This is a genomic window from Alteromonas sp. ABV2_168, assembly GCF_056161165.1.
Genome location: NZ_JBSWYQ010000008.1, coordinates 198,216 through 224,192 on the forward strand (window position 1 = coordinate 198,216; position 25,977 = coordinate 224,192).

General features: G+C 49.6%; 19 protein-coding genes. 15 read left to right on the forward strand and 4 right to left on the reverse strand.

Annotated features, from left to right (window positions below; all coding sequences use genetic code 11):
- Positions 1-26 precede the first annotated feature (26 nt).
- The 7 genes from nhaC to cyoE all read left to right on the forward strand — a co-directional run bounded on the left by nhaC (position 27) and on the right by cyoE (position 7,260).
- A complete protein-coding gene (gene nhaC, locus ACXAH4_RS13590; protein WP_474843405.1) occupies positions 27-1,448 on the forward strand; it encodes a Na+/H+ antiporter NhaC in 1,422 nt (473 codons plus the stop codon).
- A 408-nt stretch (positions 1,449-1,856) separates the two neighbouring features.
- A complete protein-coding gene (locus ACXAH4_RS13595; RefSeq protein WP_119502468.1) occupies positions 1,857-2,267 on the forward strand; it encodes a hypothetical protein in 411 nt (136 codons plus the stop codon).
- A 181-nt stretch (positions 2,268-2,448) separates the two neighbouring features.
- Positions 2,449-3,387: a ubiquinol oxidase subunit II gene (gene cyoA, locus ACXAH4_RS13600; protein WP_474843407.1), complete on the forward strand. Its 939-nt coding sequence runs from the start codon at positions 2,449-2,451 to the stop codon at positions 3,385-3,387.
- A gap of 2 nt (positions 3,388-3,389) precedes the next feature.
- A complete protein-coding gene (cyoB, locus tag ACXAH4_RS13605; RefSeq protein WP_474820489.1) occupies positions 3,390-5,378 on the forward strand; it encodes a cytochrome o ubiquinol oxidase subunit I in 1,989 nt (662 codons plus the stop codon).
- Positions 5,375-5,977, forward strand: coding sequence for a cytochrome o ubiquinol oxidase subunit III (cyoC, locus tag ACXAH4_RS13610; protein WP_119502470.1), 603 nt, complete (start codon positions 5,375-5,377; stop codon positions 5,975-5,977). The genes cyoB and cyoC overlap by 4 nt, the downstream gene beginning before the upstream one ends.
- Positions 5,977-6,315 carry a cytochrome o ubiquinol oxidase subunit IV gene (gene cyoD, locus ACXAH4_RS13615; RefSeq protein ID WP_070126334.1) on the forward strand — a complete coding sequence of 113 codons (339 nt, stop codon included), beginning with the start codon at positions 5,977-5,979 and terminating at the stop codon, positions 6,313-6,315. The genes cyoC and cyoD overlap by 1 nt, the downstream gene beginning before the upstream one ends.
- Before the next feature lie 48 nt (positions 6,316-6,363).
- The gene (gene cyoE / locus ACXAH4_RS13620; RefSeq protein ID WP_474882257.1) at positions 6,364-7,260 is read left to right on the forward strand and encodes a heme o synthase; all 897 of its coding nucleotides are present in this window, start codon (positions 6,364-6,366) and stop codon (positions 7,258-7,260) included.
- A 103-nt stretch (positions 7,261-7,363) separates the two neighbouring features.
- On the opposite strand, the gene ACXAH4_RS13625 is transcribed toward cyoE, so the two are convergent.
- Complete coding sequence (locus ACXAH4_RS13625) at positions 7,364-8,275, reverse strand: LysR family transcriptional regulator (RefSeq protein WP_474882260.1); 912 nt, start codon at positions 8,273-8,275, stop codon at positions 7,364-7,366.
- 120 nt (positions 8,276-8,395) lie between these two features.
- Here ACXAH4_RS13625 and ACXAH4_RS13630 point away from each other — a divergent pair, with 120 nt between their 5' ends.
- Positions 8,396-9,502, forward strand: a complete 1,107-nt coding sequence (locus tag ACXAH4_RS13630; protein WP_474882262.1) for an NADH:flavin oxidoreductase/NADH oxidase — start codon at positions 8,396-8,398, stop codon at positions 9,500-9,502.
- Between the two features lie 78 nt (positions 9,503-9,580).
- Here ACXAH4_RS13630 and ACXAH4_RS13635 read toward each other — a convergent pair whose 3' ends face one another.
- Together ACXAH4_RS13635 and ACXAH4_RS13640 are read right to left on the reverse strand one after the other, a co-directional pair.
- Positions 9,581-10,504 carry an alpha/beta hydrolase gene (locus ACXAH4_RS13635; protein ID WP_474882264.1) on the reverse strand — a complete coding sequence of 308 codons (924 nt, stop codon included), beginning with the start codon at positions 10,502-10,504 and terminating at the stop codon, positions 9,581-9,583.
- 68 nt (positions 10,505-10,572) lie between these two features.
- Entirely contained in the window at positions 10,573-12,165 is a 1,593-nt protein-coding gene (locus ACXAH4_RS13640) for an N-acyl-D-amino-acid deacylase family protein (RefSeq protein WP_474843416.1), read from the reverse strand.
- Between the two features lie 357 nt (positions 12,166-12,522).
- On the opposite strand from ACXAH4_RS13640, the gene ACXAH4_RS13645 reads away from it, so the two are divergent.
- The 3 genes from ACXAH4_RS13645 to ACXAH4_RS13655 all read left to right on the forward strand — a co-directional run bounded on the left by ACXAH4_RS13645 (position 12,523) and on the right by ACXAH4_RS13655 (position 16,342).
- Positions 12,523-13,113, forward strand: a complete 591-nt coding sequence (locus tag ACXAH4_RS13645; protein ID WP_474843418.1) for a porin family protein — start codon at positions 12,523-12,525, stop codon at positions 13,111-13,113.
- Between the two features lie 290 nt (positions 13,114-13,403).
- Entirely contained in the window at positions 13,404-15,596 is a 2,193-nt protein-coding gene (locus tag ACXAH4_RS13650) for a VTT domain-containing protein (RefSeq protein ID WP_474843420.1), read from the forward strand.
- Positions 15,584-16,342: an endonuclease/exonuclease/phosphatase family protein gene (locus tag ACXAH4_RS13655; RefSeq protein ID WP_474843421.1), complete on the forward strand. Its 759-nt coding sequence runs from the start codon at positions 15,584-15,586 to the stop codon at positions 16,340-16,342. The genes ACXAH4_RS13650 and ACXAH4_RS13655 overlap by 13 nt, the downstream gene beginning before the upstream one ends.
- Here the strand turns inward: ACXAH4_RS13655 and ACXAH4_RS13660 are convergent.
- Entirely contained in the window at positions 16,318-17,292 is a 975-nt protein-coding gene (locus ACXAH4_RS13660) for a LysR family transcriptional regulator (RefSeq protein WP_474843423.1), read from the reverse strand. The two genes, ACXAH4_RS13655 and ACXAH4_RS13660, sit on opposite strands and share 25 nt — an antisense overlap.
- Positions 17,293-17,763: 471 nt before the next feature.
- Here ACXAH4_RS13660 and ACXAH4_RS13665 point away from each other — a divergent pair, with 471 nt between their 5' ends.
- The 4 genes from ACXAH4_RS13665 to ACXAH4_RS13680 all read left to right on the forward strand — a co-directional run bounded on the left by ACXAH4_RS13665 (position 17,764) and on the right by ACXAH4_RS13680 (position 25,950).
- On the forward strand, positions 17,764-20,340 hold the full coding sequence (locus ACXAH4_RS13665; protein ID WP_474843424.1) for a TonB-dependent receptor plug domain-containing protein: 2,577 nt from the start codon (positions 17,764-17,766) through the stop codon (positions 20,338-20,340).
- Between the two features lie 829 nt (positions 20,341-21,169).
- Positions 21,170-23,782, forward strand: a complete 2,613-nt coding sequence (locus ACXAH4_RS13670; RefSeq protein WP_474843426.1) for a TonB-dependent receptor plug domain-containing protein — start codon at positions 21,170-21,172, stop codon at positions 23,780-23,782.
- A 152-nt stretch (positions 23,783-23,934) separates the two neighbouring features.
- Positions 23,935-24,756 carry a sulfite exporter TauE/SafE family protein gene (locus ACXAH4_RS13675; protein WP_119502482.1) on the forward strand — a complete coding sequence of 274 codons (822 nt, stop codon included), beginning with the start codon at positions 23,935-23,937 and terminating at the stop codon, positions 24,754-24,756.
- A 27-nt stretch (positions 24,757-24,783) separates the two neighbouring features.
- Positions 24,784-25,950 carry a pyridoxal phosphate-dependent aminotransferase gene (locus ACXAH4_RS13680; RefSeq protein WP_474843428.1) on the forward strand — a complete coding sequence of 389 codons (1,167 nt, stop codon included), beginning with the start codon at positions 24,784-24,786 and terminating at the stop codon, positions 25,948-25,950.
- The last annotated feature ends 27 nt before the right edge of the window (positions 25,951-25,977 follow it).

Here is a 25,977-nt window from a genome sequence, read left to right on the forward strand (position 1 = left end):
TGGAACATATACAAGGATGCAGAATCATGCAAACAGTCAGACAACCTTCTCTGCTCCAGGTCGGATTACTCGCCGGCGTAATTATTCTGATGATAATTGTTATGACCCAATATACTCCGCTTCCTATTCAGCTGGCACTTCTGGGCGCCTGGTTTGCCACCCTCGGGCTGGGGAAATGGCTCGGTCGCAGTTATGAATCCATGCAAAACGGACTGCTTACCGGCATCTCTCAGGGTATGGAAGCCATTCTTGTACTCATCGCAGTGGGCGCACTGATTGGCAGCTGGATGGCCGGCGGCATTGTGCCTTCTATCATTTATTACGGTTTGTCTGTAATGACACCTCAGATATTCCTGTTCGCCGCCTTTTTTATCTGTGCGGTAACTTCCCTGGCGACCGGTACATCCTTCGGTACTATCGGTACCGCAGGCATCGCCATGATGGGGATTGGTGAAGGCTTTGGTCTGCCCGCTCCTCTTGTCGCCGGTGCTGCCATATCAGGGGCTTATGTGGGAGATAAATTGTCCCCGCTGTCTGACACAACCGTGATGACGGCCTCATTATGCAGAGTTGACCTCATCGAACATATTAAATCCATGCTTTATATCAGCGTACCTGCAATCGTGATTGCCAGTACCCTGTTTTTGTTCACCGGCATTCTCACAGGCCATCAGGGAAGTACCGGACGGGCGACAGAAGTTATGGCTGTTATAGATGCCTGGTTCACGGTCAGTCCGTTTATGATCTTGCCAGCACTGGCGGTCATCACCCTGCTAATTCTTCGTCAGCCGGCGGTTCCGGTTATCTTCTTTGGTGCTTTACTTGGGGTTGTCTGGGCCGTCTTATTTCAGCAGCAGGATGTCATACCGGCATTGGAAACGCTGTATGGCGGAAGCTACATCGAATCTGATGACAATGTTATCGCCGTGCTGCTGAACCGCGGCGGTATGGTGTCTATGCTGCCAAATATTCTGCTTATCATTCTGGCTCTGGGCATCGGCGGCCTGATGGAAGCCACCGGTGTACTGGCTACCATTACCACCTCACTGCAACGCTGGGCTGATAACGTAACAAAATTGGGTTTATCCACACTACTGGCAGGGATCATTGGCAATATATTGGGTGGCGCGGCCTATGTATCACTGATTACCGCCAGCACGATTACCGGTAAAAACTATGATGCGACGGGTACGGACCGGCGGGTACTGTCCCGTAATGCAGAATCCGGCGGAACGGTGGTGACACCGATGATTCCGTGGTCAGACGGCGGGGTATTCATGGCCACTACCCTGGGTGTGACCACAGCAGCTTACCTGCCTTATTTATGGTATCACCTGCTGGTACTTGGCATTGCTATTCTCTACAGTTTTACCGGCTGGTTTCATTTCAACAACGCCATCCGGCCCGCAAAAACCTTTACTAACGAACAAAAAACAACCGAATCGTAGTTGCAAAAATCGCAGGTTCACGCTCCTTATCTGAATATTTCCACTATTTAACTATTGTTGCGCGATTGTTAAATCCACAACAAAATCAGGGACTATCGGTAAGGGTAAAAGGAAAAAACTACGACTTTGGTCATGCGTCCATAAGACCTTAGGAGCGTTCAGGTCGGATATTGACTCATATTGTCTGAAATTGATATGGATCAACCCCGCCCCAAATGAAAACAAAATGTTAACTGCGATCACAATGCGTTTTCACGCCTGCCGGAAATCTGTTCTCAGTCTCTTTCACTTCACTTGAGTCCCCGGTGATTTTTCTCTACTCTCTGACGCCCGAAGACTAATTTCCTGTTGAAAAGTCGTTTCGAGACAATTCAGTATGACCGGTACACACGAGGACAGATAGTCAGCATGATTACCTCATTGCTCACCAACAATGCTTATGCGGTTTCTTTAAACCGTATGGCAATTGACAGCACCACGCGTGTTGGGGTGGTGCTTTGGCTGGCGACCCTCGTACTGGTATTCAATGTGTCTTTAATTATCAGCGGTATCATGGCGGACTCATCGGAGTTTGTTGGTGCCCTGCATGACAACCTTGTTGTCGAACCTCATTCCCTGGCAGTGATGCACGAAGCATTATCTGTGTTCTTCTTTTCAGCAGTCCTGCTTATCTGTTTATTGGGTATTCAGCTACAGCCCGCCCCGTTAGCGCGCGCCGGTGTAGCTGCCTCCCCGAAACCAGTTTTAATCGTTAACGACGATTACCGACAGCCGTTTGTACAACAATCTGGCAGTCGCGCACCACCTTCTGACAAGTGATTTTCTGTTGATTACAGACGTGCCTCAGGTACGTCTGTAATCAAGAGCGCGTCGCGGGTCACTCCTCTGCTGGTTCACGCCGTGTTCACTTGTTCGAAAACCTTCGATAGTCACTATCGGAATATTACGCGTGTCGTCTCTGACGGCAATAACGTTGAACCCGGGTTATAGGAAAATGCTTTTGTCTATTCGTAACCTTTCTAAATTAGCTTTTGCGTCAATCGTGCTGTTACTGGCCGGTTGTAGCGGTGGCGTACTTGATCCGAAAGGACAGGTAGGTATTGAAGAAAAGAACCTGATCATTCTGTGTACGATTCTGATGCTTATCGTTGTTATTCCGGTGATTGTACTGACGCTGTATTTCGCCTGGAAATACCGCGCGAGCCGCGACTTTGAAGTCTACACACCGAAATGGGCTCACTCTACCAAGATTGAAGCCACGGTTTGGTCTATTCCAATTCTGATCATCATTGCACTGGGCATCATTACGTGGCAATCAACCCACGCATTAGACCCTTATGCACCGCTTGAAGATAAAGGCGAGCACATGACTGTTGAAGTGGTTTCACTCAACTGGAAATGGCTGTTCATTTATCCTGAGCAAGGCATTGCAACGGTAAACGAGTTGGTGATTCCGGCTAACAAGCCAGTTTCATTCAAAATCACTTCTGAAGGCACAATGAACTCGTTCTTCATTCCTCAGTTGGGTAGCCAAATCTACTCAATGGCGGGCATGGAAACTCAGTTACACCTGATTGCTGATGAGCCGGGTACCTATAAAGGTATTTCTGCAAACTACAGCGGTGCAGGTTTCACTGGTATGAAGTTCGACACCATTGCAACGCCAACTGAAGCTGACTTTGATGCCTGGGTTCAGAAAGTGAAATCAGAAGGCGGTTCACTGACTTCTGAGAACTTTACGCAATTAGCTGAAGATAGTGAAAACCACCCTGTCACTTATTACAGCACGGTCAGCGACGGTCTCTTCCACGAAATCATCATGAAGTACATGAAAGATCATGGCTCTATGGATTTCTATGGTAAGCCAGCTAATGCCGCTACCGGTGTAAAAGCCGAAGCGATGCAGCACAAAGGCCATCACATGGGGGTTGAAGAGTAAGTATGTCTTTTTTAGGTAAATTATCTATTGAGGCTGTACCGTACCACGAGCCAATCGTAATGGTTACGCTTGGGGTAGTTGCAGTACTCGGTCTGGTGATCGCAGGTCTGATCACCAAATACAAAGCATGGGGCCCGCTGTGGCGCGACTGGATCACGTCCATCGACCACAAACGCCTGGGTATCATGTATATCCTGCTTGCACTTATCATGCTTATGCGTGGCTTTGCCGACGCCATCATGATGCGTACGCAGCTTGCTGCGGCAACAAACGGAGCAGAAGGTTATCTGCCGCCGGAACACTACGACCAAATCTTCACCGCGCACGGTGTTATCATGATCATCTTTATGGCAATGCCATTTATGGTGGGCCTGATGAACATCATCGTTCCGCTGCAGATTGGTGCTCGTGACGTTGCCTTCCCGTTCCTGAACAACCTGAGCTTCTGGCTGACTGCTGGTGGTGCAATTCTTATCAACCTGTCTTTAGGTGTGGGTGAGTTTGCGAAAACCGGTTGGGTTGCTTATCCGCCACTGGCGGGTCTGGAGTACTCTCCGGGTGTCGGGGTTGATTACTATATATGGGCCTTGCAGATATCCGGGCTCGGGACGCTCTTGACCGGGGTTAACTTCCTGGTAACTGTATTCAAGATGCGTGCGCCGGGCATGAAACTGATGCAAATGCCTATCTTCACCTGGACTTGTACTTGGGGTAACATCCTGATTGCTGCGTCATTCCCTATTTTGACTGCAGTACTGGCGATGCTTACGCTTGACCGTTATCTTGATTTCCACTTCTTCACCAATGATTTAGGTGGGAACTCGATGATGTACATCAACCTGTTCTGGGCGTGGGGTCACCCTGAAGTATACATTCTGGTTCTGCCAGCATTTGGTATCTTCTCGGAAATCATTTCTACCTTCACTGCGAAGCGTCTGTTTGGCTATAAGTCAATGGTTTACGCGTCGGGTGCAATTGCAATCCTGGGCTTCATTGTTTGGTTACACCACTTCTTCACAATGGGTTCCAGCGCAAACGTTAACGCCTTCTTCGGTATCATGACGATGGTTATCGCCGTACCGACCGGGGTTAAACTGTTTAACTGGCTGTTCACTATGTACCGTGGCCGTCTGACTATCACAACTCCTGTGCTGTGGACGTTAGGCTTCATGGTTACCTTCACCATTGGTGGTATGACAGGCGTACTGCTTGCTATCCCAGGTGCTGACTATGTACTGCACAACAGCTTGTTCCTGATTGCTCACTTCCATAACACCATCATCGGTGGTGCGGTATTCGGTTACCTGGCAGGTTTTGCTTACTGGTTCCCGAAAGCGATGGGCTTCAAACTGGATGAGAAAACCGGTAAAGCGGCATTCTGGTGCTGGCAGATTGGTTTCATGGTTGCGTTCATGCCACTGTACGTTCTGGGCTTCCTGGGAATGACCCGTCGTCTGAACCACACTGACAACCCGGACTGGAACATCTGGCTGTACATTGCTGCGGGTGGTGCATTCATCATCGCTGCAGGTATCTTCTTCCAGTTGCTGCAACTGTTCATCAGCTTCAAGAACAAAGAAGCACTGAAAGATACTACGGGTGATCCGTGGAATGGTCACACGCTGGAGTGGTCAACTGCGTCTCCGCCTCAGTACTACAACTTCGCTGTTATTCCTCACATCAAAGACATTGATGCATGGACTGACATGAAAGAACGTGGCGAAGCGTATCAGAAGCCTGAGAAATATGCCCCGATTCACATGCCTAAGAACACCTCTGCTGGTTTCTTCATGAGCATGAGCTTCACGGTAATGTGTTTTGCACTTATCTGGCACATCTGGTGGCTGGCCGCTGTTGGTTTCATCGCCGGTATCGCAGTATTCATCAAGCGCTGTTACACCAGCGACGTAGATTACTACGTACAGGTTGATGAAGTAGAGAAAATCGAAGCAGAGCATTTATCTGCTAATGCTAAAGGAGTGAACGCATGAGCTCAGTAGCTACTGATATGCATCACGATCACGACCACGAGCATCACGAGAGTAATAGCGTTTTCGGCTTCTGGGTTTACCTGATGACCGACTGTCTGTTGTTCGCCTCGTTCTTCGCAACCTACGCAGTGTTGTTCATGAACACTGCCGGTGGCGTGTCTGGTAAAGACATCTTTGAACTGGACTTCGTTGCAGTTGAAACCGCGGCACTACTGTTAAGTAGTATCACCTTCGGCTTTGCAATGATTGCAGCACACAAGCAAAACAAAGGCGGCACGCTGTTATGGCTGGCTGTGACCTGGGTTTTCGGTGCCGTGTTTATCGGTATGGAAATCTATGAATTCCATCACCTGATCGTTCACGGTAACGGCCCTGATACCAGTGCTTTCCTTACCGCGTTCTTCTCGCTGGTAGGTCTGCACGGTCTGCACGTAACTTCAGGTCTGATTTGGATGACAATCATGATCATCGAAGTGATGCGTCGTGGTCTGAAAGATCAAACTGTTACGCGCCTGAGCTGCTTAAGCCTGTTCTGGCACTTCCTGGACATCGTCTGGATTTGCGTATTCACCGTTGTTTATCTGATGGGAGCACTGTAATGAGTCAGCACGATTCTCACGCTGTTAGCCATGCAAACGACCATGGTGATGTGAAATCCTATGTGATTGGGTTTGTTCTGTCGGTCATCCTGACAGTCATCCCTTTCTGGATGGTTATGGAAGGCGACTTCTCTAAAGGCACCACTATTTGGAGTATCGTTACTTTAGGTCTGGTACAGATTTGGGTTCATCTCAAATACTTCCTGCACCTGAACTTCGTTACCGAAGATGGCCGTGCAAGCACGTTCTCGTTCCTGTTCAGTGCCCTGATTATCTTCATGGTAGTCGGTCTGTCTGTCTGGATCATTTACGAGTCTAACGCGATGATGATGTACTAGCCTGCTGGCTGGTACATTTTCTGAGCGTACGCGAGGTAAACTGGAAATATGAAACCTGTATTTCGTCGATATTTAACCGTGACTAAGCCCGGCATTATTATGGGCAACCTAATCTCTGTCGCCGGTGGTTTTCTGCTGGCATCTCGGGGTGATGTTGACTTTATGCTGATGGCGGCAACGCTGATTGGCTTATCACTGGTTGTTGCATCCGGATGTGCAATTAATAACTGCATTGACAGGGATATTGATGCCAAGATGCAACGTACCCGCTCCCGGGTTACCGTGACCGGGGAAATGTCGCTGAAAGCCGCATTCTGGCATGGCATTGTGCTGGGTGTGACGGGTTTTGCTCTGCTGGTGGCGTACACCAACGCCACTGCGGTGTTTTTCGCTGCACTGGGTTATGTGGTGTATGTGGGCGTTTATAGCCTGTATATGAAACGTAACTCTGTGTACGGCACACTGGTTGGTAGCTTGTCTGGTGCGGTTCCCCCGGTTGTGGGTTACTGCGCGGTAAGTGGCCAGTTCGATGCTGCCGCTGCCATTCTGCTGGTGATGTTTAGTTTGTGGCAAATGCCCCACTCTTACGCCATCGCTATTTTCCGTTTCAAAGATTATGAAGCGGCGAATATTCCGGTACTGCCGGTTGCAGAAGGTATCGAAAAAGCCAAACTGCATATCGTGCTTTACATTGCGGTATACGCGATTGTGACCATGATGCTGTCGATTGCAGGATACACAGGTATTGGTTTCCTGGCCGTCGCCTGTACCACCAGCTTCTGGTGGCTGCTGATGGCACTGCGTGGTTATCGCCCTGATATCGACATGACACGCTGGGCGCGTCAGGTGTTCGGCTTCTCCATACTGAACATCACGATCCTCAGCATTGCCATGGCGGTAGACTACCACGATGTAGCACCTAAACTGTTCGCCTTAGCGCTATAGACTTGTGAATACGAAAAAGGGCCGCTCAACTGAGCGGCCCTTTTGTTTGTGCACTGCTTTTATTTCAACACAGATTTCCTTTGTTCACTTCTCTACCCGGTTATCACACCTCGCTCAGAATAATTTTAATTTGCTCCCTTATCCATTTTCGCAGGCCGTCTTCATGGGTACGGGGATGCCAGATCTGCTCTATGTTCACATCGGGCAGCGATACCGGCGGCTCGCAGCTGGTAAGGTGCTGACAGGTAGCGGTTGCATAATCAGCGATGGGCTTCAGGCAGGTAAGAAAGACCTCCCGCCCGGTCACAAGTCGCGGTAGCACCATGAAACCTGATGCGCCGGCTACCACTCGCCGGGTTAACCCCGCTTCCGCTAAGGCAGTGTCCACATCACTGTTAAGGTTGCCGGTCAGCGTTGACACTACATGGGGCTTGCTGGCATAAGTTCGCACATCCAGTGGCTTACCCGCGGGGATAAGGGCTTTGTCATGCACCACCCGATACGGTGTAACCATGAGTGACTGACGATAAAAATGTTCGGGAAGATCCCTGAAAAAGCCGGCAATAGCTATGTCACAATCACCTTGCTCCAGCGCCTGCACTGGCAAGCGTCCGGACGTATTGTGCATGACGATGGTTACGCCCGGCGCTTCCGTCTGTACTTTATCCAGTAAACGGGGAAGGAGTAAGAAATCCACCAGATCGGTACCATAAATATGGATTGCCTCTTCCCGCTGTCCGATGGCATCACCCTCTGCATTAACGTAGAACTCTTCCAGACACTTCACCACACAGCATACCTGTTTAGCCATCTGATGCGCTTTGGGCGTGGGTGTAAAGCCGCGTCCGGTGCGGATAAACAACGGATCATCAAACTCACCACGCAGCTTGTTGAGTTTGTGGCTCATTGCGGGCTGGCTCAGGTTCATGCGAAGCGCAGCCTTGTTCAGGCTGCGCTCTTCGTAAAGTACAGTAAACAAATACAACAGGTTAAAGTCTTTTGATGCGATATTCATAAATTGGAATTATATTTTCGAAAACATTCACTTTTTAAAATCATAAACCGCCCCTATTACTGATAGCAAGTCAGGGGAGCATTTTGTTCCCGGCCAACTCATTACCATTAAGGAAACGTTATGCCCGATTTATTCAGCCCTTACACGCTAAAGTCAGTGGAACTCAGAAACCGCATTGCTGTACCGCCTATGTGCCAGTACAGCGCAGACGATGGTCTTCCTAACGACTGGCACCAGGTTCACTATGCGTCACTGTCACGGGGTGGCGCTGGTCTTGTGATCGTAGAGGCAACCGGTGTTGCCCCTGAAGGACGCATAAGCCCGGGATGTCTGGGTTTCTGGAGCGATGAGCATACCCAGGGGCATGCCGCTATTGTTAAGCGCATCAATGAGGGAGGCGCGGTGCCGGGTATTCAGCTTGCTCATGCCGGCAGAAAAGCGTCTGCGAACAAACCCTGGGAAGGTGACGACCACATTGCAGAAGATGATCCCCGCGGATGGCAACCCATCGGGCCGTCTGCGGTACCGTTTGGCGCAAACTTACCCCGTACACCCACGGAAATGACAAAAGATGATATCGAGCGGGTAAAAGCAGACTTTGTTGCTGCCACGAAACGCTCTGTTGAGGCCGGCTACAAGTGGTTAGAACTGCACTTTGCCCACGGATACCTGGCGCAAAGCTTCTGGTCGCCGGTTGCCAATCAACGGGATGACGAATATGGCGGCAGCCCTGAAAACCGCGCCCGTTTTCTGCTGGAAACCATCGATGCAGTTAAAGCCGTGTGGCCGGAAGATTTACCATTAACCGTGCGTTTAGGCGTTATAGAATATGATGGTAACGATGACAAGCTGGTACCTGAATCCATTGAGCTGATCAAAAAGATGAAAGACCACGGCGTCGATTTTGTCAGTGTATCGGTTGGCTTCAATACACCTGAAGCCAATATTCCATGGGGCCCTGCATTCCTGGCGCCGGTATCACAACAAATTCGCGAAGAAGCTGACATTCCTGTCGCTACAGCATGGGGTGTTGATGATCCGATGCTGGCCAATAAAACCATTGAAGACGGACAGCTGGATTTGGTGATGGTAGGGCGTGCGCACCTGGCAAACCCGCACTGGAGCTATGATGTGGCTAAAAAGCTGAGCAAAGACTCACCTTCATGGGTACTGCCTGCACAGTATGCACACTGGTTAGCCCGTTACGCTCCGGCCGATTACAAATAACGGTCTGAACAGATAATTATCTGAAATTTCGCCCCCGGGGCAACCATGGCGCAGGTAAGTACCTGCGCCATATCATGCTCACTGATTTATCACCCGGGCAGGTATAACCCCGTAGTTTTCCATCCATTCCAGCATATTACTGAACCAGTCAGTGGGATGATTCATCCCGAATCCGTGCCCGCCATCAGGCAGCAGTAACATCTGTACAGGCACCCGCTTTTCCACAAGCCCGGTATGAAATTGCAACGCATTCCCTACAGGCACGGCTTTATCATCATTAGCATGAACAATGAAAGCTTGCGGTGTATTGGTGGTGACATTGTCTTGTGCGGAGAAAGTTGAAATTAATCTGTTGTCCGGCGATTCGCCCAGTAAATTCAGCCGTGATCCCTGATGCGTTACGTCTTCTTTCATTGAGATCACCGGATAGATAAGCACCTGGAAATCCGGACGAAGCATTTTTTTCGTATGCGCTTTATTCACCGGCTGTTTGAACTGAGTTGCCAGTGTGGCAGCCAGATGTCCTCCGGCGGAGAATCCCATTACGCCCACCCTGTGTGAGTCGATTCTCCACTCTTTTGCATGCTGACGCACCAGACTGATGGCCTGCTGCGCATCCTGAAGAGGACCATAGGAAGGGTTATCCATAATGTCTTTCAGTGGCATACGGTATTTCAGCACAAATGCGGTAACACCTGCCCCGGCGAAACGGCGGGCGACATTAAAGCCTTCTTTATCGATGGCCAGCCTTTCATAACCGCCACCGGGCAAAATGATAACAGCGGTACCGTTGCGCTCATCCTCAGGAGGCGCAACCATGGTCAGCTCAGGAGAATCCACTGCGACAACTGAGCGGTCGTTTATCACCTCCCGTCCCTGAAACTCTGTGGGTGTGTGGGCTATTTCCCCCGGGATCCCTTCAGGATAAAGTGTTAATCCGGTTATCTGAACCTGCTCTGCTGACACCGCAACTCCGCTGTTAATCAAAACAATCAGTATCATACCGGATAAACCGGCCTTGCGGCGCTGCAGCGATAATCTTTGCGACAAACATTGGAAGAGAAAGGCCCTCATACTTTTCCCGCCCGGTGAGTCAGGATCTCACCGGCATGCTGCCCGGTCATGCCTTGCGGCGTTTTCACAACAACCCCGTTCACCAGGATATATTCTATGCCGGTGGGGTACTGATGCGGTGCGGTAAATGTTGCATTATCAATCACTGTCTGCGGATCAAAAATCACAATATCAGCACGGTACTGTACTGCCAGCGTACCGCGGTCGGTCAGATCCATGCGTTGTGCCGGTAGTGCAGTCATTTTATGAATTGCCTCAGGCAACGTCAGAGTTCCCTTCTCTCTGACGTAACGACCCAATACCCGGGGATAGGAGCCGTAACTGCGGGGATGAGGATTCCCTTCACCGGGTATTGCACCGGCTGTGTCTGTGGCTACTGAGGTAAACGGATATGCCATGATTTGTGCCACATCCTTCTCGTCAATAGCATGGAAAATGCCTTGCGCGCCTCCCTGCTCTTCAATTTCCATAGCCAGTTCCGCTGCATTTGCCAACGTCTGCGCTCTGCCCTGCTGAGCCAGTACCTGACCAAACGTCAACCCGTCCCATTGCGGATTTGCAGCAAAATGGGCTATCTGCAGCCTTTCCGGATCGCCACCACCGCGGTCTTCACGAATGTTCTTTTCAATGCCGGCTTTCACTTTTGCCCGTGTTGCCGGGTCACTGAGACGTTTTAACACTTCTCTGTGACCACCGGCCAGCGACCAGGGCGGAAACAAAATACTGAAGCGGGTTGATGAAGCGGTATAGGGATACTGGTCCAGTGTCACGTCCATCCCCTTTTCACGGGCCGCGGTAATCATACCCAGCGTTGTTTCGCTGTGGCCCCAGTTTGGCAGTCCCACCAGCTTATGATGACTCACATGCACGGGGATGCCGGTATCTTCAGAAATCGCAATAACTTCTTCCAGCGCTTCAGTGATGAGCGCCCCTTCATCCCGCATGTGCGAAGTAAAAATACCACCGTACTGGTGTGCGGTTCCGGCCAGAGCCTTTACTTCAGCGTAATCAGAGTAGACACCCGGCACATACTTTAAGCCGGTCGACAAACCGAATGCTCCCTCTTCCATCGCTTTGGCCACAAGCGCCTGCATGGCCTTAACTTCATCTGCTGTGGCTAGTCTGCCAGCTTCTCCCATTACTTCACGGCGCACATCATTGTGACCCACCAGCAACGCCAGATTTGGACCAAGAGGTGTCGTGGCAGCCTCTCCGAGAAACTCGCCGGTGTGAACCGGTGAAAATCCGCAATTACCGCCAAGAATCGTAGTGATCCCTTGCTGAACCAGATTTTCCAAACCTGGTTGAGTAGCCGCAGAGCGCTCGGCATGAGAATGCAGATCGATAAACCCCGGGCTGACCACCAGTCCGTCCGCTTGTATCACTTGTGCAGCATCACTGGCTGACAGCTGCCCCATAGCGATTATGATGCCGTCTTTAATACCAACATCAGCAGACACTGCCGGTTTGCCGGTACCGTCTATGACCTCTCCCCCGCGGATCAGAATATCGTACTGCGCTGCCGCCAACGGAAAACACAGTGACAATAATCCTGCCCCCAGAACTGTTTTTACTAATCTGCCTGACATCGACGCTCCCTCTTTCTGATCATTTTTTACTGATTGTCATTGTTGTCCGTTATTTATACCCCGGAGAAAGAGCACATGCTTGTGTTGCATGATGAAGTAACCGCAGAACGGGACTGTATTCCTTACAAAGAGTTTTGAACAGGTTTCATGAGCACCCGTTGAAACGGCCAATATTTCACCGGATTTCTCCTCTTCACCCCGTTTATTGGTCAGTTTACATACAAACGTGTATGGCATGCTCTTTGAAACTGTTTAATCAGCGGGCGGCACTCTCTTCAGGTGTACTCACCTTACCGGTCTCTTTTACCGGTTTACAGGTGCAGCCCATACGCTAAACAAAGTAAGAGGAATTTTCTGATGAAAAAATCAATCACAGCATTCGCGGGTATTGCAGCGCTCACTTCTTTATCAGCTTTCAGTGCTTCCGCACAATCTCTGGACACGCCCTGGCAGGATCAACCGGGTTTCTACGTAGGTGGTAACTACGGATATCTGAAAGTAGACGGGCAGGACGATTTTGATGATGATAATGACGTCATTCAGGGTCTGGTCGGTTATCGTTTTAACCGCTATCTGGCCGTAGAGGGATCGGTTATCGACTTCGGTGATTACGGCCATAACCTGTCACGGGCCGATACTGATGGCTGGACAGCGGGTGTAAAAGGTATCTTACCAATTACTAATCAGTTCTCTGTTTATGCCAAAGCCGGACAACTATGGTGGGATACTGATTATTCAGTGAATGGTGTATCCGGCAGCTACGACGACGAGAGTTTATTCATCGGTGCCGGCGTTGCGTACAATATCACTGAGAACTTCCTCGTGAATGCAGAATACACAGTTTACGATGCGGATCTGGATGCCAATGACCTGGCCGATGATCCCGGCGATGTGGACTTTAATACCGATTTAAAACAAGCCAGTGTAGGTGTTGAATACCGCTTCTGATTTGTAAATGTCACTCAAAGCCTCCGGCATTCCGGAGGCTTTTTTGATTCTGACAACCGGCCGGTCACTCCTGTGTACTAACTTCAGGAAAATTCTACAAACCGGCGGACAAACTTACCTGAAGGCAGGAAGCAGGCTCACCCCCTCACTTTAACATCTGACAAATTTTCCAATTTAAAACAGCAAGATAACCATATAAGACGGGTATCAGGTCGTATGGAATAGTTTCTGCATTTCATAATGCATTTGTCACTTAATATGCTCATTCCGGGTTGGCATGAGGAGGAACGATGTCAGCAGAACAATCTATTTTCAAACAGGGAGAAAATTGCTGGGCGACCAGTCACGCCAGCTTCGCCACTCCACTTATTGATTGTGGTAATTACTACAAAGCTTTGCATTCGGCGATCCTGAAAGCGAAGCACAGTATATTTATCGTCGGATGGGATATCGACAGCCGGATCAGGCTGTTGCGCGGTGAAGACGAGGCGAACTCCGAAGCCCCCTCAGTGGTCAGTGATTTGCTGGCGTGGAAAGCTGAGCAAAACCCTGACATGAAAATTTACCTCCTGCGCTGGGATTCTTCTCTGGCCTTTTTTGCTCAACGGGAAATGTGGGCGAAAGAAGTATGGGATGAGAAAACACCTGACAACGTACTCACGGAACTCGATGACACGATTCCCATGGGAGGCAGTCAGCATCAGAAGATTATTGTTATCGACGATGAACTGGTATTTTCGGGCGGTATGGATATTTCGACCAACCGCTGGGATACCCGTGACCACCCCATTGAAAGTGAAGAACGCAACGGTCCTGACGGACCTTACACGCCACTACATGACGTCCAGATTGTCTCTGCCGGCCCTGTGGTAGAAAGGTTCGCCGAACTGGTGCGCTGGCGCTGGTTGCGCGTAGCCGAAGAAAAGCCTATCGCCATCCGTGAAGAAGCTGAAACAGACCTGGACAGTCCTGTTCCCGCTTCATGGCCGGACGGCTTTGAGCCCTGGTTTGAGAAGGTCGATTGCGCCCTTGCCCGCACTATTCCGTTCATGGACGAAGTTGAGCCTGTACAGGAAGTCCGTCACATGTTGCTTGACCTCATCAATGAAGCAGAACGGGTAATCTATATTGAAAACCAATTCACTTCCCGTCAGGAAATCGCAGAAGCGCTGAACCGCCGTCTGAAAGAAAAGCCTGAACTGCATGTCATTATTGTCAGCTCCTATGAACCAAAAGGTAAATTCGAGTGTGAGGCATTTTGGGCAGGTCGTATTGAATTTAAGAAAATTCTTGAAAAAGACATCGAGCCTGAACGCATCATTATGTCGTATTCGTCCATTACCGACGAGCACGGACAACATGCGACTAAGCGTATCCATTCTAAAGTGATGACCATCGATGACCGCTACGCCGTTATCGGTTCGTCGAATATCAGTAACCGTTCAATGAGTCTGGATACTGAAATCGACCTTGTTCTGTTTGGTAATAATGATGCAAACCGCCGCCAGATAGCCCGTATCCGTGACGATTTACTGGCAGAGCACACCGGCCGAACCGTTGAACAAGTTACCGCAATCATGCAGGAACCTAATCCGGCACGGGCACTAATGGAAGGCCAGCTGGCTCATGGCTATGTGCTTACCCAGGTGCGTGACGAAATATTTACCAGTCAGGAATCAGGTAAAAATTTCTTTTCATCCTTATCTGATCCGGAAGAGCCGCTGATCCCGCCAATTCCGGGATTAAACGGTGAAGCAACACCGGTACGCAATCCCCGCCGCCGCACGATCATGGTTGGTATCGGCGTTCTGGTGATTGCAGCCCTGGCGGCCACGCTGCTGCTCGCCAGTCACTTTATTCCGTGGTTATCGACAGACAATATCAATGCCTTCCTGGAGGAAAGCCGGGGCACCTATTTCGCACTTCCGACGGTTTTACTTGTCTATGTGGTTGGCGGCTTCTTCTTCTTTCCGGTCACCGTAATGTCACTGGCGGTCTCTGCCATCTTTGGACCGGTTTGGGGACCATTGTACGGCATTATGGGCGCCCTGCTGAGTTCCGCGAGCATGTTCGGTGTAGGTAAGCTGGCAGGTAACGCGGGATTGCGTAAAGTTGGCGGGCCGAAAGTTGCTGCTGTTGATGAGAAGCTGAAAACCAGTGGTATTGTTGGTGTCGCCGCTATCCGGATGTTGCCCATCGCACCATTCAGTCTGGTTAATCTGGTTGCCGGCATTTCATCAATTGGTCTGATGCAATTTTTGATTGGAACATTCCTGGGCATGTTCCCGCCGATGATAGCGAAAGGTCTGGTAGGCGATTCTATTACTCAGATTTTCCGCAATCCGTCACCGGAGACGATTTCCTATCTGGTAGGCGGCATCGTATTGTGGGGCCTGATGATTTGGGGCTCACAGAAAATTGCCAAGCGATACCAGGAAAGCAAACAGGTAGAAAAAACAAAGGGTGAAGAATGTGTCGCATAGTCAGTTATAATATCCATAGCGGTATTGGTCGCGACAATAAGCATGATTATCGCCGCATTGGCAGTTATCTTGCCGAACTGGGTGCAGATATTGTGTTGTTGCAGGAAATGGATACGCGGCCTGAACACAGAGATATTGAAACGGACATCAGAGATATTTGCGCCAGTCAGGTGTTTCAACTGGTACCTTCACCGGCTATTACAGAAGCCGGCGGGGGCTGGTACGGGAATGCAGTACTGACCCGCTTTCCCGTGCTGAAAAATGAAATCCTTGATGTGAGTCAGGATGGTTTTCAGCCGAGAAATATTCAGGCTGTAGATTTACTCACGCCGTCAGGACCACTGACAGTAATCAATACTCACAAGGGATTGAAGAAAAGTGAACGTCGTTCACAATTCGCAAAGCTTCATGAATACATTGCCGGCAGAATGAAAGAGAATAAGACGCCTATTGTGCTCGGCGGAGATTTCAATGAATGGCAGTTTTTTACCCGCGCATTCCGTGCTCTGGACAGCGTGCTGAACCAGCACAAAGCGGGGGCCACGTTCCCCAGTCAGTTTCCGCTATTTTCCCTGGACCGGATCTGGACTTCACCGGACATTAAACTACGCCGGATCCGCCGTCTGAAAAATGCCCGCACGAGAATTCTCTCTGACCACCTGCCCGTTCAGGTAGACATTCGCCTCCCCGAACAGGATGTCAGTGATTTACAGGAACCGTTTCAGGCACAGGCGATGCTTGGCTGACGATATTTGAGATCGCCACGCCAGTGATTTAACTCCTGCTCACAGGCAGTCACCCTGCGGATAACATCCCGCATTTTTATGCTTGCATCTGTGAGTGATCCGCTTCGGTTAGTGGCCATTAATACCTGACGGCGCATTTCCGGCTGCTCAATTTTCAGGGCTTTCACCAGGCCACTTTCTTCAAGATGGAAAATGGCAGACGATGGTAAAATCATCGCCCCCTCGCCCTGCAGCAATTGCCTGAGCCCTGTCATCAGCTGGCCCGAATACGCCGTGTTGTGCCTCAACGCAACACCAGTCACTTTTTCGTAATGGGCGATGAGCATCCCCAGCGCATCCCGGCTTCCGGGTGTAAGTAACTCAAACTGGCTGAGTTCCCAGAATTTGATCGTGTTACGATCCTGATATTTCTGATACAGCTCTGACTGGTCGTTCACGCCGAGCACCAGATACATGTACTCCTCGATCAGCGGCTCGCAAACCATTGAAACAGCATCAACATCCTGCTCATAGGTAATGGCGATATCAATCTGATTGGTCTCCAGCCAGCCCCGGACTGAATACGACGGGCCGGTGCTGATATCCAGTTTCAGCTTGCTGGCCGATTTTTTTACTTCCGACAATAACGACATGGACAGCACGTTACCGATAGACGGCAACATGCCAACTTTCACAGTACCTGACCGTTCCGCAACGAGGTGCTGTAAATCGGCTTTAGCCGCATTGATATCGTCAATCAGCCGTCTTGCATGCTTCGCAAAAACCTCTCCGGCTTCGGTTAAAGAAACCCCTTTGAAACTCCTTTGAAACAGCGGTGTGCCCATTTCTCTTTCAAGATTGGCCAGCTGCTGGCTGATTGCCGGTTGTGCAATATCTAACTCTCTTGCGGCTGCGGCAATACTTCCTTTTCTCAACGTGGTGAGGAAGTACTGTAACTGTTTTGAATTCATGACATGTCTCCTGACGCCTCCATCAAAGTTTTTCTGCCGGTGCCCGCACGCGCCTTGTCGTTTTAATTTCTTGTTAATACCTGAACGGTATTCTTTTTTGTATTCCAGTACAGCAACTTATATGCCATTGCAGCGAACATTTACAGATATCAATTGTTAACAAAAAGTAAGCATCCCCTGGATGAAAAAAAACATTTCTGGCCTGATATCCCTGCCCGGCCCGCGATTTCCGGTGCTCCCCGATTGCCCTCAACATATTTTTTATACCCTTCCATATTCTTTTTTCTTCCGCGACGCCGCTCTCATTTTTTAGTCTTTACGAACACAGTTTACAGCTACGCAGCATCGCTGTTCAAAGCTTGTGCATCTTACTGGTGCCGCTGTGAGCCATAGTTGGGCGCGGCCTCCGGATCCTCCATGAGCTGCGCCCGCAAAAAGAGCAATCAGGCAACAAACCGGGAACACACACTCATGAAAATAAAAAAATTAAGTGCGTCTATTTATGCCGGATTAACCGGCATGACCATGGCATTAGCGCTGACTCCTTCTGTATATGCACAGGAAACTGACACTCCTGATGCCGAATCGGATCCATCCCTGGAACGGATTGCTGTTGTTGGTGCGCGGGGTGCGCCGCGTTCAGTGACCAGCTCTCCCGTGCCTGTTGATGTATTGACAGCTGAAGACATGGAAGGTGTAGCATTCTCAGATATGAACGATGTAATGATGACCCTGGTGCCGTCTTACACCCTGTCACGCCAGCCAATTTCTGATGGCGGTACGTTTGTGCGCCCTGCACAGATGCGTGGTCTGCCCACTGACAAAACACTGGTTTTAGTTAACTCCAAACGCCGTCACCGCTCTCCGCTGGTGCAAATCGGTGGCTCAGGTACGCAAGGGCCTGATCTCGCAACCATCCCGACTGCGGCTATCGGTTCTGTTGAAGTACTGCGCGACGGTGCGGCCGCACAGTATGGCTCAGACGCCATCGCAGGGGTCATTAACTTCCAGTTAAAAAATAACAGTGAAGGTGGCTCACTGTCAGCCGAGCTGGGCCAGTATTACGAAGGTGACGGCGATCAGATGGTGATCAGCGGTAACAAAGGTTTTGCGTTAGGTGAAGACGGATTCTTAAGTATTTCTGCTGAAATTACTGACTCAGAAGCGACCTATCGTGGCGAACAGTACTGTGAAAGCTGGTTCTGTGTGACCGACCAGTCTGAAGAATATATCGCTGCTGCGATTGCAAGTGCTAATGCCGTTCACGGTTCAGATGAAGTACAACCCTGGGGCCAGCCAAACTCTAAAGGCACCCGTGTATTTTTTAACTCAGGTTATACGATTTCTGACGAAGTAGAATTATACGCATTCGGTAACTATTCAGAGACCGAGGGCGATGGTTCCTTCTTCTATCGTTATCCGGGCAACGGCACCATTGAGGACATCCGTCTGCAGGATGGTTCAGTCTGGAGCCCGCTGGAATTCTTCCCCGGTGGTTTTACGCCGCGCTTCGCAGGTGAAGTTACCGACTACTCACTGGCAGCCGGAGTGAAAGGGATGAGTGGTAAGTGGACGTATGACATCAGTGGCCGCTTTGGTTCCAGTGAAATTGATTACACCCTGAGCAACACCATCAATCCGTCGATGGGTAACGAGTCCCCGACTTCATTCAAGCCGGGCTCACTGACCAACGAAGAGAAGCAACTTCAGGCTGATTTCACCTATGATCTGGACGAATATATTTTCGCTTTCGGTCTGAGCTACATGGACGAGTCTTATGATATCTCCGGCGGTGAAGAAGATTCCTATACTGCAGGTCCATATGCCTCAGCGGATCCATGGGGTTTCTGTAACGATGACGGCACAGCGACGGCGGCAGGCTCAGCCATTGCAGACCTGGACTGTGCAGACGAATCCGACCCGGTTTACACTGTAGTTGGCGTAGGTTCCAACGGCTTCCCGGGATACTCTCCCGAATTCTCCGGTGAATATAACCGTGACTCTTACGCTGTTTACACCGACATTTCCGGTGACGTAACAGACAAACTGTTTGCTCAGGCAGCATTACGTTACGAAGACTACTCTGACTTCGGTTCTGAACTCGTTTATAAAGTGGCCGGTATTTACCAGCTTACCGATGAAATCGCACTGCGTTCTTCATACGGTACGGGTTTCCGTGCTCCGACTCCGGGACAGCAAGGTACAACAAACGTATCCACCCGGCTGCCTAACGGCTTCCCGGTTGCTACCGGTCTGTTCCCTGCCAGCAGCGCAGTTGCTCAGGCGCTTGGAGCCAGTGCACTTGCACCGGAAAAATCCACCAACATTACCTTTGGTATGACGGCGGATTACGGCGACTTCACCCTTACTGTGGATTACTACAATATCGAGCTTGAAGATCGTCTGAATGCCATCTCAACGCTGGATGTCAGTTCTGATCCTGATGCAGAAGACCCGGAAGATTATCAGCGTTACCTGAGCCTGGCGAATGCCGGTGTTTCCGGTGCGGAATCAATCGGTGGTGTGTTCTACTTCCAGAACGCTTTCGACACCACAACCGAAGGTGTAGATGTAGTAGCAACATATAATATGCAGTCAGATATGGGTGACACCACCTTCACTGCATCATTTAACTACAACAAAACCACACTGGATAACGATCCTGAAAACTTCTACAACGAAGAAGATGAGTTTGACCTGGAAAACGGTACGCCGGATTTCCGTGGTACTGCCTCAGTTAAACACAGCATTGAAGACTGGATGATTGTTGCCCGTATGAACTACTACGGCGAATATGAAAATGCCGCGAGCAGTTCTCTGGATGTGATTCAAACCTTTGGTACAGAAATCCTGTTCGACCTTGAGCTGACTTATCACATCAGTGAAAGTCTGTCTCTCAGTGCCGGTGCCCGTAACCTCTTTGACGAGTATCCGGACGCTGGTACTGACGAAATGGGTGAAACCTGCTGTGGTCGTATTTACCGCTCAGACTCTATTGTTGACTGGCAGGGTGGCTATTACTACACCAAGTTAAACTATACCTTCTAAGAACACACAACCTCTTTAAACAGCAATCAGGGCCGGCTTTCTTGCCGGCCTTTCTTTTTCCCTCCAAGCACACGATTTGTGCCTGCGCTTATATCCGCGTCCGTGCAGTTAAATTCTCCGCAGGCGAAGGCAGTCTCCGCTTCTGTTACTCCCGAATAAGAAGCCACTGATGTGTATTTACTCTCAGATAGAAGAATAATTTGACGGTATTTCAACCGGCAACTAACTTCATATGAACAGAGCGTGTTCCTGACAGGTAACCGCATAGCCGTATTTGTGCGAACGCAGGGTGTAAATTTTAGCTTTAGTTATCCACCTGCAACCAGCCTTAACAATGCGATAAGAAAAACTAAACAATCAAAATAAGCCTCTACACAACAAACTACAAATAAACAATGACTTAAAACTTCTTTATGGCAATTATTAATTTATTGTGACGGCCACATAAAACTTAAAAAACACTTTATTTTCAATAAATTAAGATAAGGCGTATAAATACCCGCCGGCGATTAGTTGTTAAAAATTCGTTTACAGGACGCTGAAATTAAAAAAAATTTCTGCCTGATTTAGTCATTACTCCATGATTTTTATACTTTTTGTCACCCCCTCCATATTTTTCCTATAGCCCTACATATTCTTTTTTCTTCCGCGATACAGGTCTGTTTTTTTAGTCTCGATTACACACAGCACGCCACCGATACAACGTTGTATCAAATATTCTGACCGCCAGGGGCGGCTGTGAGTTATTGTTGGGTGCAGTGTCGAGATTTCTCCCTGGCCTGTATCCAAAGAAAAAAAGCCATCAGGCAAATTTTGGGAACACACATTAATGAAAATAAAAAGGCTCAGTGCGTCAATCTATGCCGGATTAACCGGCGTGACTCTGGCTTTCGCTCTTTCTCCTTCTGTTTACGCACAAGAAACTGATACCCCCGATGCTGAATCCGATCCGTCTCTGGAACGTATAGCGGTTGTCGGTGCCCGTGGTGCCCCCCGTTCAGTAACCAGCTCTCCGGTTCCCGTTGATGTATTCAATGAGGAAGATCTGGAAGCGGTTTCTTTTACCGATATGAACGATGTTGTCCGCACCCTTGTCCCTTCTTATACCGTTTCACGTGAACCTATTTCAGATGGTGGTACGTTTATCCGTCCGGCTTCTCTTCGCGGACTGCCAACGGATAAGACGCTGGTACTGGTTAACTCTAAGCGCCGCCATCGTGCAGCTCTGGTGCAAACCAGCGGCTCAGGTACCCAGGGACCAGACCTTGCAACAATTCCTACAGCCGCAATCGGTTCGGTTGAAGTGCTTCGCGACGGTGCTGCTGCACAGTACGGTTCAGATGCGATTGCAGGGGTAATGAACTTCAACCTGAAAAACAATTCTGAAGGTGGCAGTTTTTCTGCAGAATGGGGCCAGTACTATGAAGGTGACGGCGACCAGCTCACGCTGACAGGAAACAAAGGCTTTGCCCTTGGAGATGATGGTTTCCTGAGTATTTCTGCAGAGTACACCGATAACGAAGCCACCAGCCGTGGCGAGCAATATTGTGTATCGTCATTCTGTCTGGATAAATCCAACCCGAACTACGATCCCGACGCATCTTATAACGCTTATCTGACAGATGACTTCCTTGCAGCCGCAGAAGCCATGGGGCAGGAATCGCAGGGCGCGAACGTCGTACAGCCCTGGGGCCAGCCAAATTATGAATCAGCAAAGGTCTTCTTCAATGCCGGCTATGTTTTTTCTGAAGCAGCTGAACTCTATGCGTTCGGTAACTACTCAGAAAGCTCCGGTGACGGTGCGTTCAACTACCGTAACCCAACCAACAGTGTGAATGCCGATATTCGCCTGCCTTCAGGTGAAACATGGAATGCACTTGAGTTCTTCCCGGGCGGCTTTACTCCCCGCTTCGCCGGTGATATTACTGATTATTCACTGGCAGGCGGCGTGAAAGGTGCCTCAGGCGATCTGAGCTATGATTTCTCTGCCCGTTACGGTTCAAACGAAATTTCTTACTCCATCTGGAATACATTCAACCCGTCATTAGGTAACGAATCACAAACTTCATTTGAACCGGGCGATCTGGTGAACGAAGAAATGCAGTTACAAGCTGATTTTGTTTATGACTTTGACGGTTACGCCTTTGCATTCGGTCTGAGCTACCTGGATGAATCTTATGAGATTCAGGAAGGAGAGGAAGCATCATACACTGCCGGCGCTTATTCTCAGGCAGATCCATGGGGATTCTGTAACGATGACGGCACAGCCACTGAAGCCGGTTCTGCTATTGCAGACCTGGATTGTGCAGACAGCTCTGACCCTGTGTATACCGTAATGGCTGTAGGATCAAACGGTTTCCCGGGATACTCTCCTGAGTTCTCCGGCGAATACAACCGTGATTCCTATGCAGCTTATGTAGATATTTCCGGTGATATCACCGACAGTATTTTTGCTCAGGCAGCGCTGCGTTACGAAGACTATTCAGACTTTGGTTCTGAGTTAGTTTACAAAGTAGCCGGTATTTATCAGGCAACGGATGAAATTGCTCTGCGTGCCTCCTACGGTACAGGCTTCCGGGCTCCGACGCCGGGCCAGCAGGGAACAACAAACGTTGCGACGACGTTTATCAACTCTGAGCCTGTTGCGGTAGGTTTATTCCCTGCCAGCAGTGACGTTGCCCAGGCCCTGGGTGCCAGCACACTGGATCCGGAAACCTCCACTAACATTACGTTTGGTTTAACTGCGGATTACGGTGACTTCACTTTCACTGCTGACTTCTATCACATCGAAATTGAGGACCGTTTCAACGCGATTTCAACGCTGGAAGTTTCTACAGATCCTACTGCCGGAGACGAGTATGACAACTATCTGGCCCTGGTGGCAGCCGGTGTTTCAGGCGCTGAATCCATCGGTGGCGTACGTTACTTCCAGAATGCGTTTGACACCACCACTCAGGGTGTTGACCTGGTAGCAACTTACCGCCTGTCTTCGCAATACGGTGATACCACATTCTCAGCCTCATACAACTACAACGATGTAGAGTTTGATTCTGACCCGAGTGAGGTGTTTAACCCTGAAAATATTTATGACTTCCTGAACAACACGCCGAATTCCCGCGCGATTTTGTCAGCAAGACATAACTATGACGCGTGGCAGGTTGTCGCCCGCCTTAATTACTATGGCGAAAACTCAAACTCTGATTACAACACCAATACTGAAGTACTGACTATTCAGGACTTCGACAGTGAAATGCTGTTTGACCTGGAAGGCTCTTACCTTGCAACAGAAAGTCTGCGCATCACGGTGGGTGTTCGTAACCTGTTTGATACCTATCCACAGTATGACGAAATCGAAGCGTCGAATGGCCGTCTGTACCGTTCAGATTCTATCGTCGACTGGCAGGGTGGTTATTACTACACCAAGTTGGAATACACATTCTGACCTGTACTGGCGGGTAGCTGTTTTACGGCAAGTCGACCTCGTGTCGGCTTTGCTGTGAAAGAGCCGGGGGAGTTCACTTTCGCTGCTTACAGCTGAGATACCCCCTGAGGACATACCCTCTTTAAATTAATGTTTAGCGGAGTTTTGTAGTTATGGAAATCGAGTTGGTCTGGTTTGTTGTTACGTTATGTGCTGCAGGTGCCATTGCCGGCATAACGTCAGGCCTGTTTGGCAACGGTGGCGGCTTTGTTGTCGTGCCTGCCCTGTCTATTGTCTTTCCCTTCTTTGTTCCCGATTCTGATGAAATCGTGAAAGTGGCTATCGGCACGTCTTTAGCCTCTATTGTTGTTTCCAGCCTGCGTTCTGTAATTGCCCACAAAGCGAAAGGTGCTGTGGACTTTGCCGTACTGAAATCCTGGTCGGTATGGATAGTCCTTGGCGTCATCGGCGGATTACTCATTGCAGATAACACCAGTGCAGGCGGACTTAAAATTGTCTTTGCAGCCGGTGTACTGCTTTACTCAATTTACTTCCTGTTCCCCGATTTTGTCGTGCGTCCGGGAATGTATTTCTCTATGCCCAAAGGTATCGGTAAAGCCACCCTCGCATTTGTGCTGGGTGGTTTTTCTGCCTTACTGGGTATTGGCGGTGGAACGCCCACCGTTATCACCATGGTCATGTGCCGCCGCACAATTCAGCAGGCAGTTGCCACTGCTGCAGGTGTCGGCTTTCTCATCGGCCTGCCAGGCGCGTTGGGCTTTTTGTTCATGCGCCACTCTGAAACTGCCGCCCTGCCGGTGGGTACCGTGGGATATGTCAATATTCCCGCCCTTATTGCCATCAGTATCGGTTCGATTATGACGGCCCCTATTGGTGCCAACATGGCGCATAACTTCAGTGAAAAAATGCTCAAAAGACTGTTTGGCATTTACTTAATCATCGTGTCACTCGGCATGTTTTATAAAGCCCTTTAGTCTTTTCACTTTCAAAGGAACTTATTTATGACTTACAACCCTGCACGACGTTTATTCTTAGGCGGCAGCCTGGCTGCTACAGCAGCCGGCGCAACCGGTATTATTACTCCTGCTGCGCTGGCAGCAGGTTCTTCAGTGGCGGCGCCTCACGTAATGTACGGCCCTCAGGCCGGCATCGCCAAGCTGAATGCAAATGAAAACCCCTATGGTCCGAGCCCTGCTGCTCTTAAAGCCATTGCAGAAGCCTCGTCCACCGGCGGTGCCTATTATGCTTATCAGGCGGGCATGTACTTAACTGACATGATTGCAGAAGAGTATGGCCTGAAAAAAGAAAATGTGGCAATTACCGCCGGTTCCAGTTTGATTCTGGCCTTCGCCGCTTATGCCGCCACATCAAAGGGAAAAATACTAGGTCCGGATCTTTTCTGGGACACCACATCTAAGGCCCCAATCAGCCAGGGCGGACCGGATATTGTGCGGGTACCCAACACAGCTGATCTGGATATTGACCTCGATGCACTGTACAACGCTATCGATGACAACATTGCCATGGTCCATATTTGCAACCCGAATAACCCGACCGGCAAAGTGCTCGACACGAAAAAGCTGCAGGATTTCTGTATAAAAGCCTCGAAGAAAACGCTGGTGCTGGTTGATGAAGCGTATAACGAACTGATCAGTGATGGCCCTGCACACTCAATGATCCCGCTGATCAATCAGGGCCACAATATTATCGTGGCGCGTACTTTCTCAAAAATTTATGGCCTGGCCGGCATGCGTGTGGGTTACATGCTTGGCTCAGAAGAAAATATCAGCTTTATCAATCAATATGGTCTCGGCGGCTATTCCATCAACCAGGCCGGCTTGGCAGCAGCGATTGCGAGCTTTAAAGATGAAGCCTTCAAAGACTTCTCACGGGATAAAGTGATGGAAGCCAAAGACATGATTATGTCGGCAGTTAAAGCGAATGGTTTGACGGCACTGCCATCAGCGACTAACTTTGTTTTTGTGAATCTGGGTGATAATGGCGATGCCAATGCCTTCCGTGCTGCTATGGAAACAGAAAATGTGCTGATCCGCGGACAGTACCGGACTTACAAGCCCTGGTCGCGGGTGAGTACCGGTAAAATCGAAGATGTGAAGATGTACGTCGACGCAATGCCAAAAGCGCTGGAAGCCATGTACAAGGCGTAACTGTACGTTAAACACAATGTAATCTGG

Excerpts from the sequence above, each read along its gene's own strand:
- nhaC (WP_474843405.1), top strand. The coding sequence starts at position 27 with ATGCAAACAGTCAGACAACCTTCTCTGCTCCAGGTCGGATTACTCGCC.
- ACXAH4_RS13595 (WP_119502468.1), top strand. The coding sequence starts at position 1,857 with ATGATTACCTCATTGCTCACCAACAATGCTTATGCGGTTTCTTTAAAC.
- cyoB (WP_474820489.1), top strand. The coding sequence starts at position 3,390 with ATGTCTTTTTTAGGTAAATTATCTATTGAGGCTGTACCGTACCACGAG.
- cyoC (WP_119502470.1), top strand. The coding sequence starts at position 5,375 with ATGAGCTCAGTAGCTACTGATATGCATCACGATCACGACCACGAGCAT.
- cyoD (WP_070126334.1), top strand. The coding sequence starts at position 5,977 with ATGAGTCAGCACGATTCTCACGCTGTTAGCCATGCAAACGACCATGGT.
- cyoE (WP_474882257.1), top strand. The coding sequence starts at position 6,364 with ATGAAACCTGTATTTCGTCGATATTTAACCGTGACTAAGCCCGGCATT.
- ACXAH4_RS13625 (WP_474882260.1), bottom strand. The coding sequence starts at position 8,275 with ATGAATATCGCATCAAAAGACTTTAACCTGTTGTATTTGTTTACTGTA.
- ACXAH4_RS13630 (WP_474882262.1), top strand. The coding sequence starts at position 8,396 with ATGCCCGATTTATTCAGCCCTTACACGCTAAAGTCAGTGGAACTCAGA.
- ACXAH4_RS13635 (WP_474882264.1), bottom strand. The coding sequence starts at position 10,504 with ATGATACTGATTGTTTTGATTAACAGCGGAGTTGCGGTGTCAGCAGAG.
- ACXAH4_RS13640 (WP_474843416.1), bottom strand. The coding sequence starts at position 12,165 with ATGTCAGGCAGATTAGTAAAAACAGTTCTGGGGGCAGGATTATTGTCA.
- ACXAH4_RS13645 (WP_474843418.1), top strand. The coding sequence starts at position 12,523 with ATGAAAAAATCAATCACAGCATTCGCGGGTATTGCAGCGCTCACTTCT.
- ACXAH4_RS13650 (WP_474843420.1), top strand. The coding sequence starts at position 13,404 with ATGTCAGCAGAACAATCTATTTTCAAACAGGGAGAAAATTGCTGGGCG.
- ACXAH4_RS13655 (WP_474843421.1), top strand. The coding sequence starts at position 15,584 with ATGTGTCGCATAGTCAGTTATAATATCCATAGCGGTATTGGTCGCGAC.
- ACXAH4_RS13660 (WP_474843423.1), bottom strand. The coding sequence starts at position 17,292 with ATGAATTCAAAACAGTTACAGTACTTCCTCACCACGTTGAGAAAAGGA.
- ACXAH4_RS13665 (WP_474843424.1), top strand. The coding sequence starts at position 17,764 with ATGAAAATAAAAAAATTAAGTGCGTCTATTTATGCCGGATTAACCGGC.
- ACXAH4_RS13670 (WP_474843426.1), top strand. The coding sequence starts at position 21,170 with ATGAAAATAAAAAGGCTCAGTGCGTCAATCTATGCCGGATTAACCGGC.
- ACXAH4_RS13675 (WP_119502482.1), top strand. The coding sequence starts at position 23,935 with ATGGAAATCGAGTTGGTCTGGTTTGTTGTTACGTTATGTGCTGCAGGT.
- ACXAH4_RS13680 (WP_474843428.1), top strand. The coding sequence starts at position 24,784 with ATGACTTACAACCCTGCACGACGTTTATTCTTAGGCGGCAGCCTGGCT.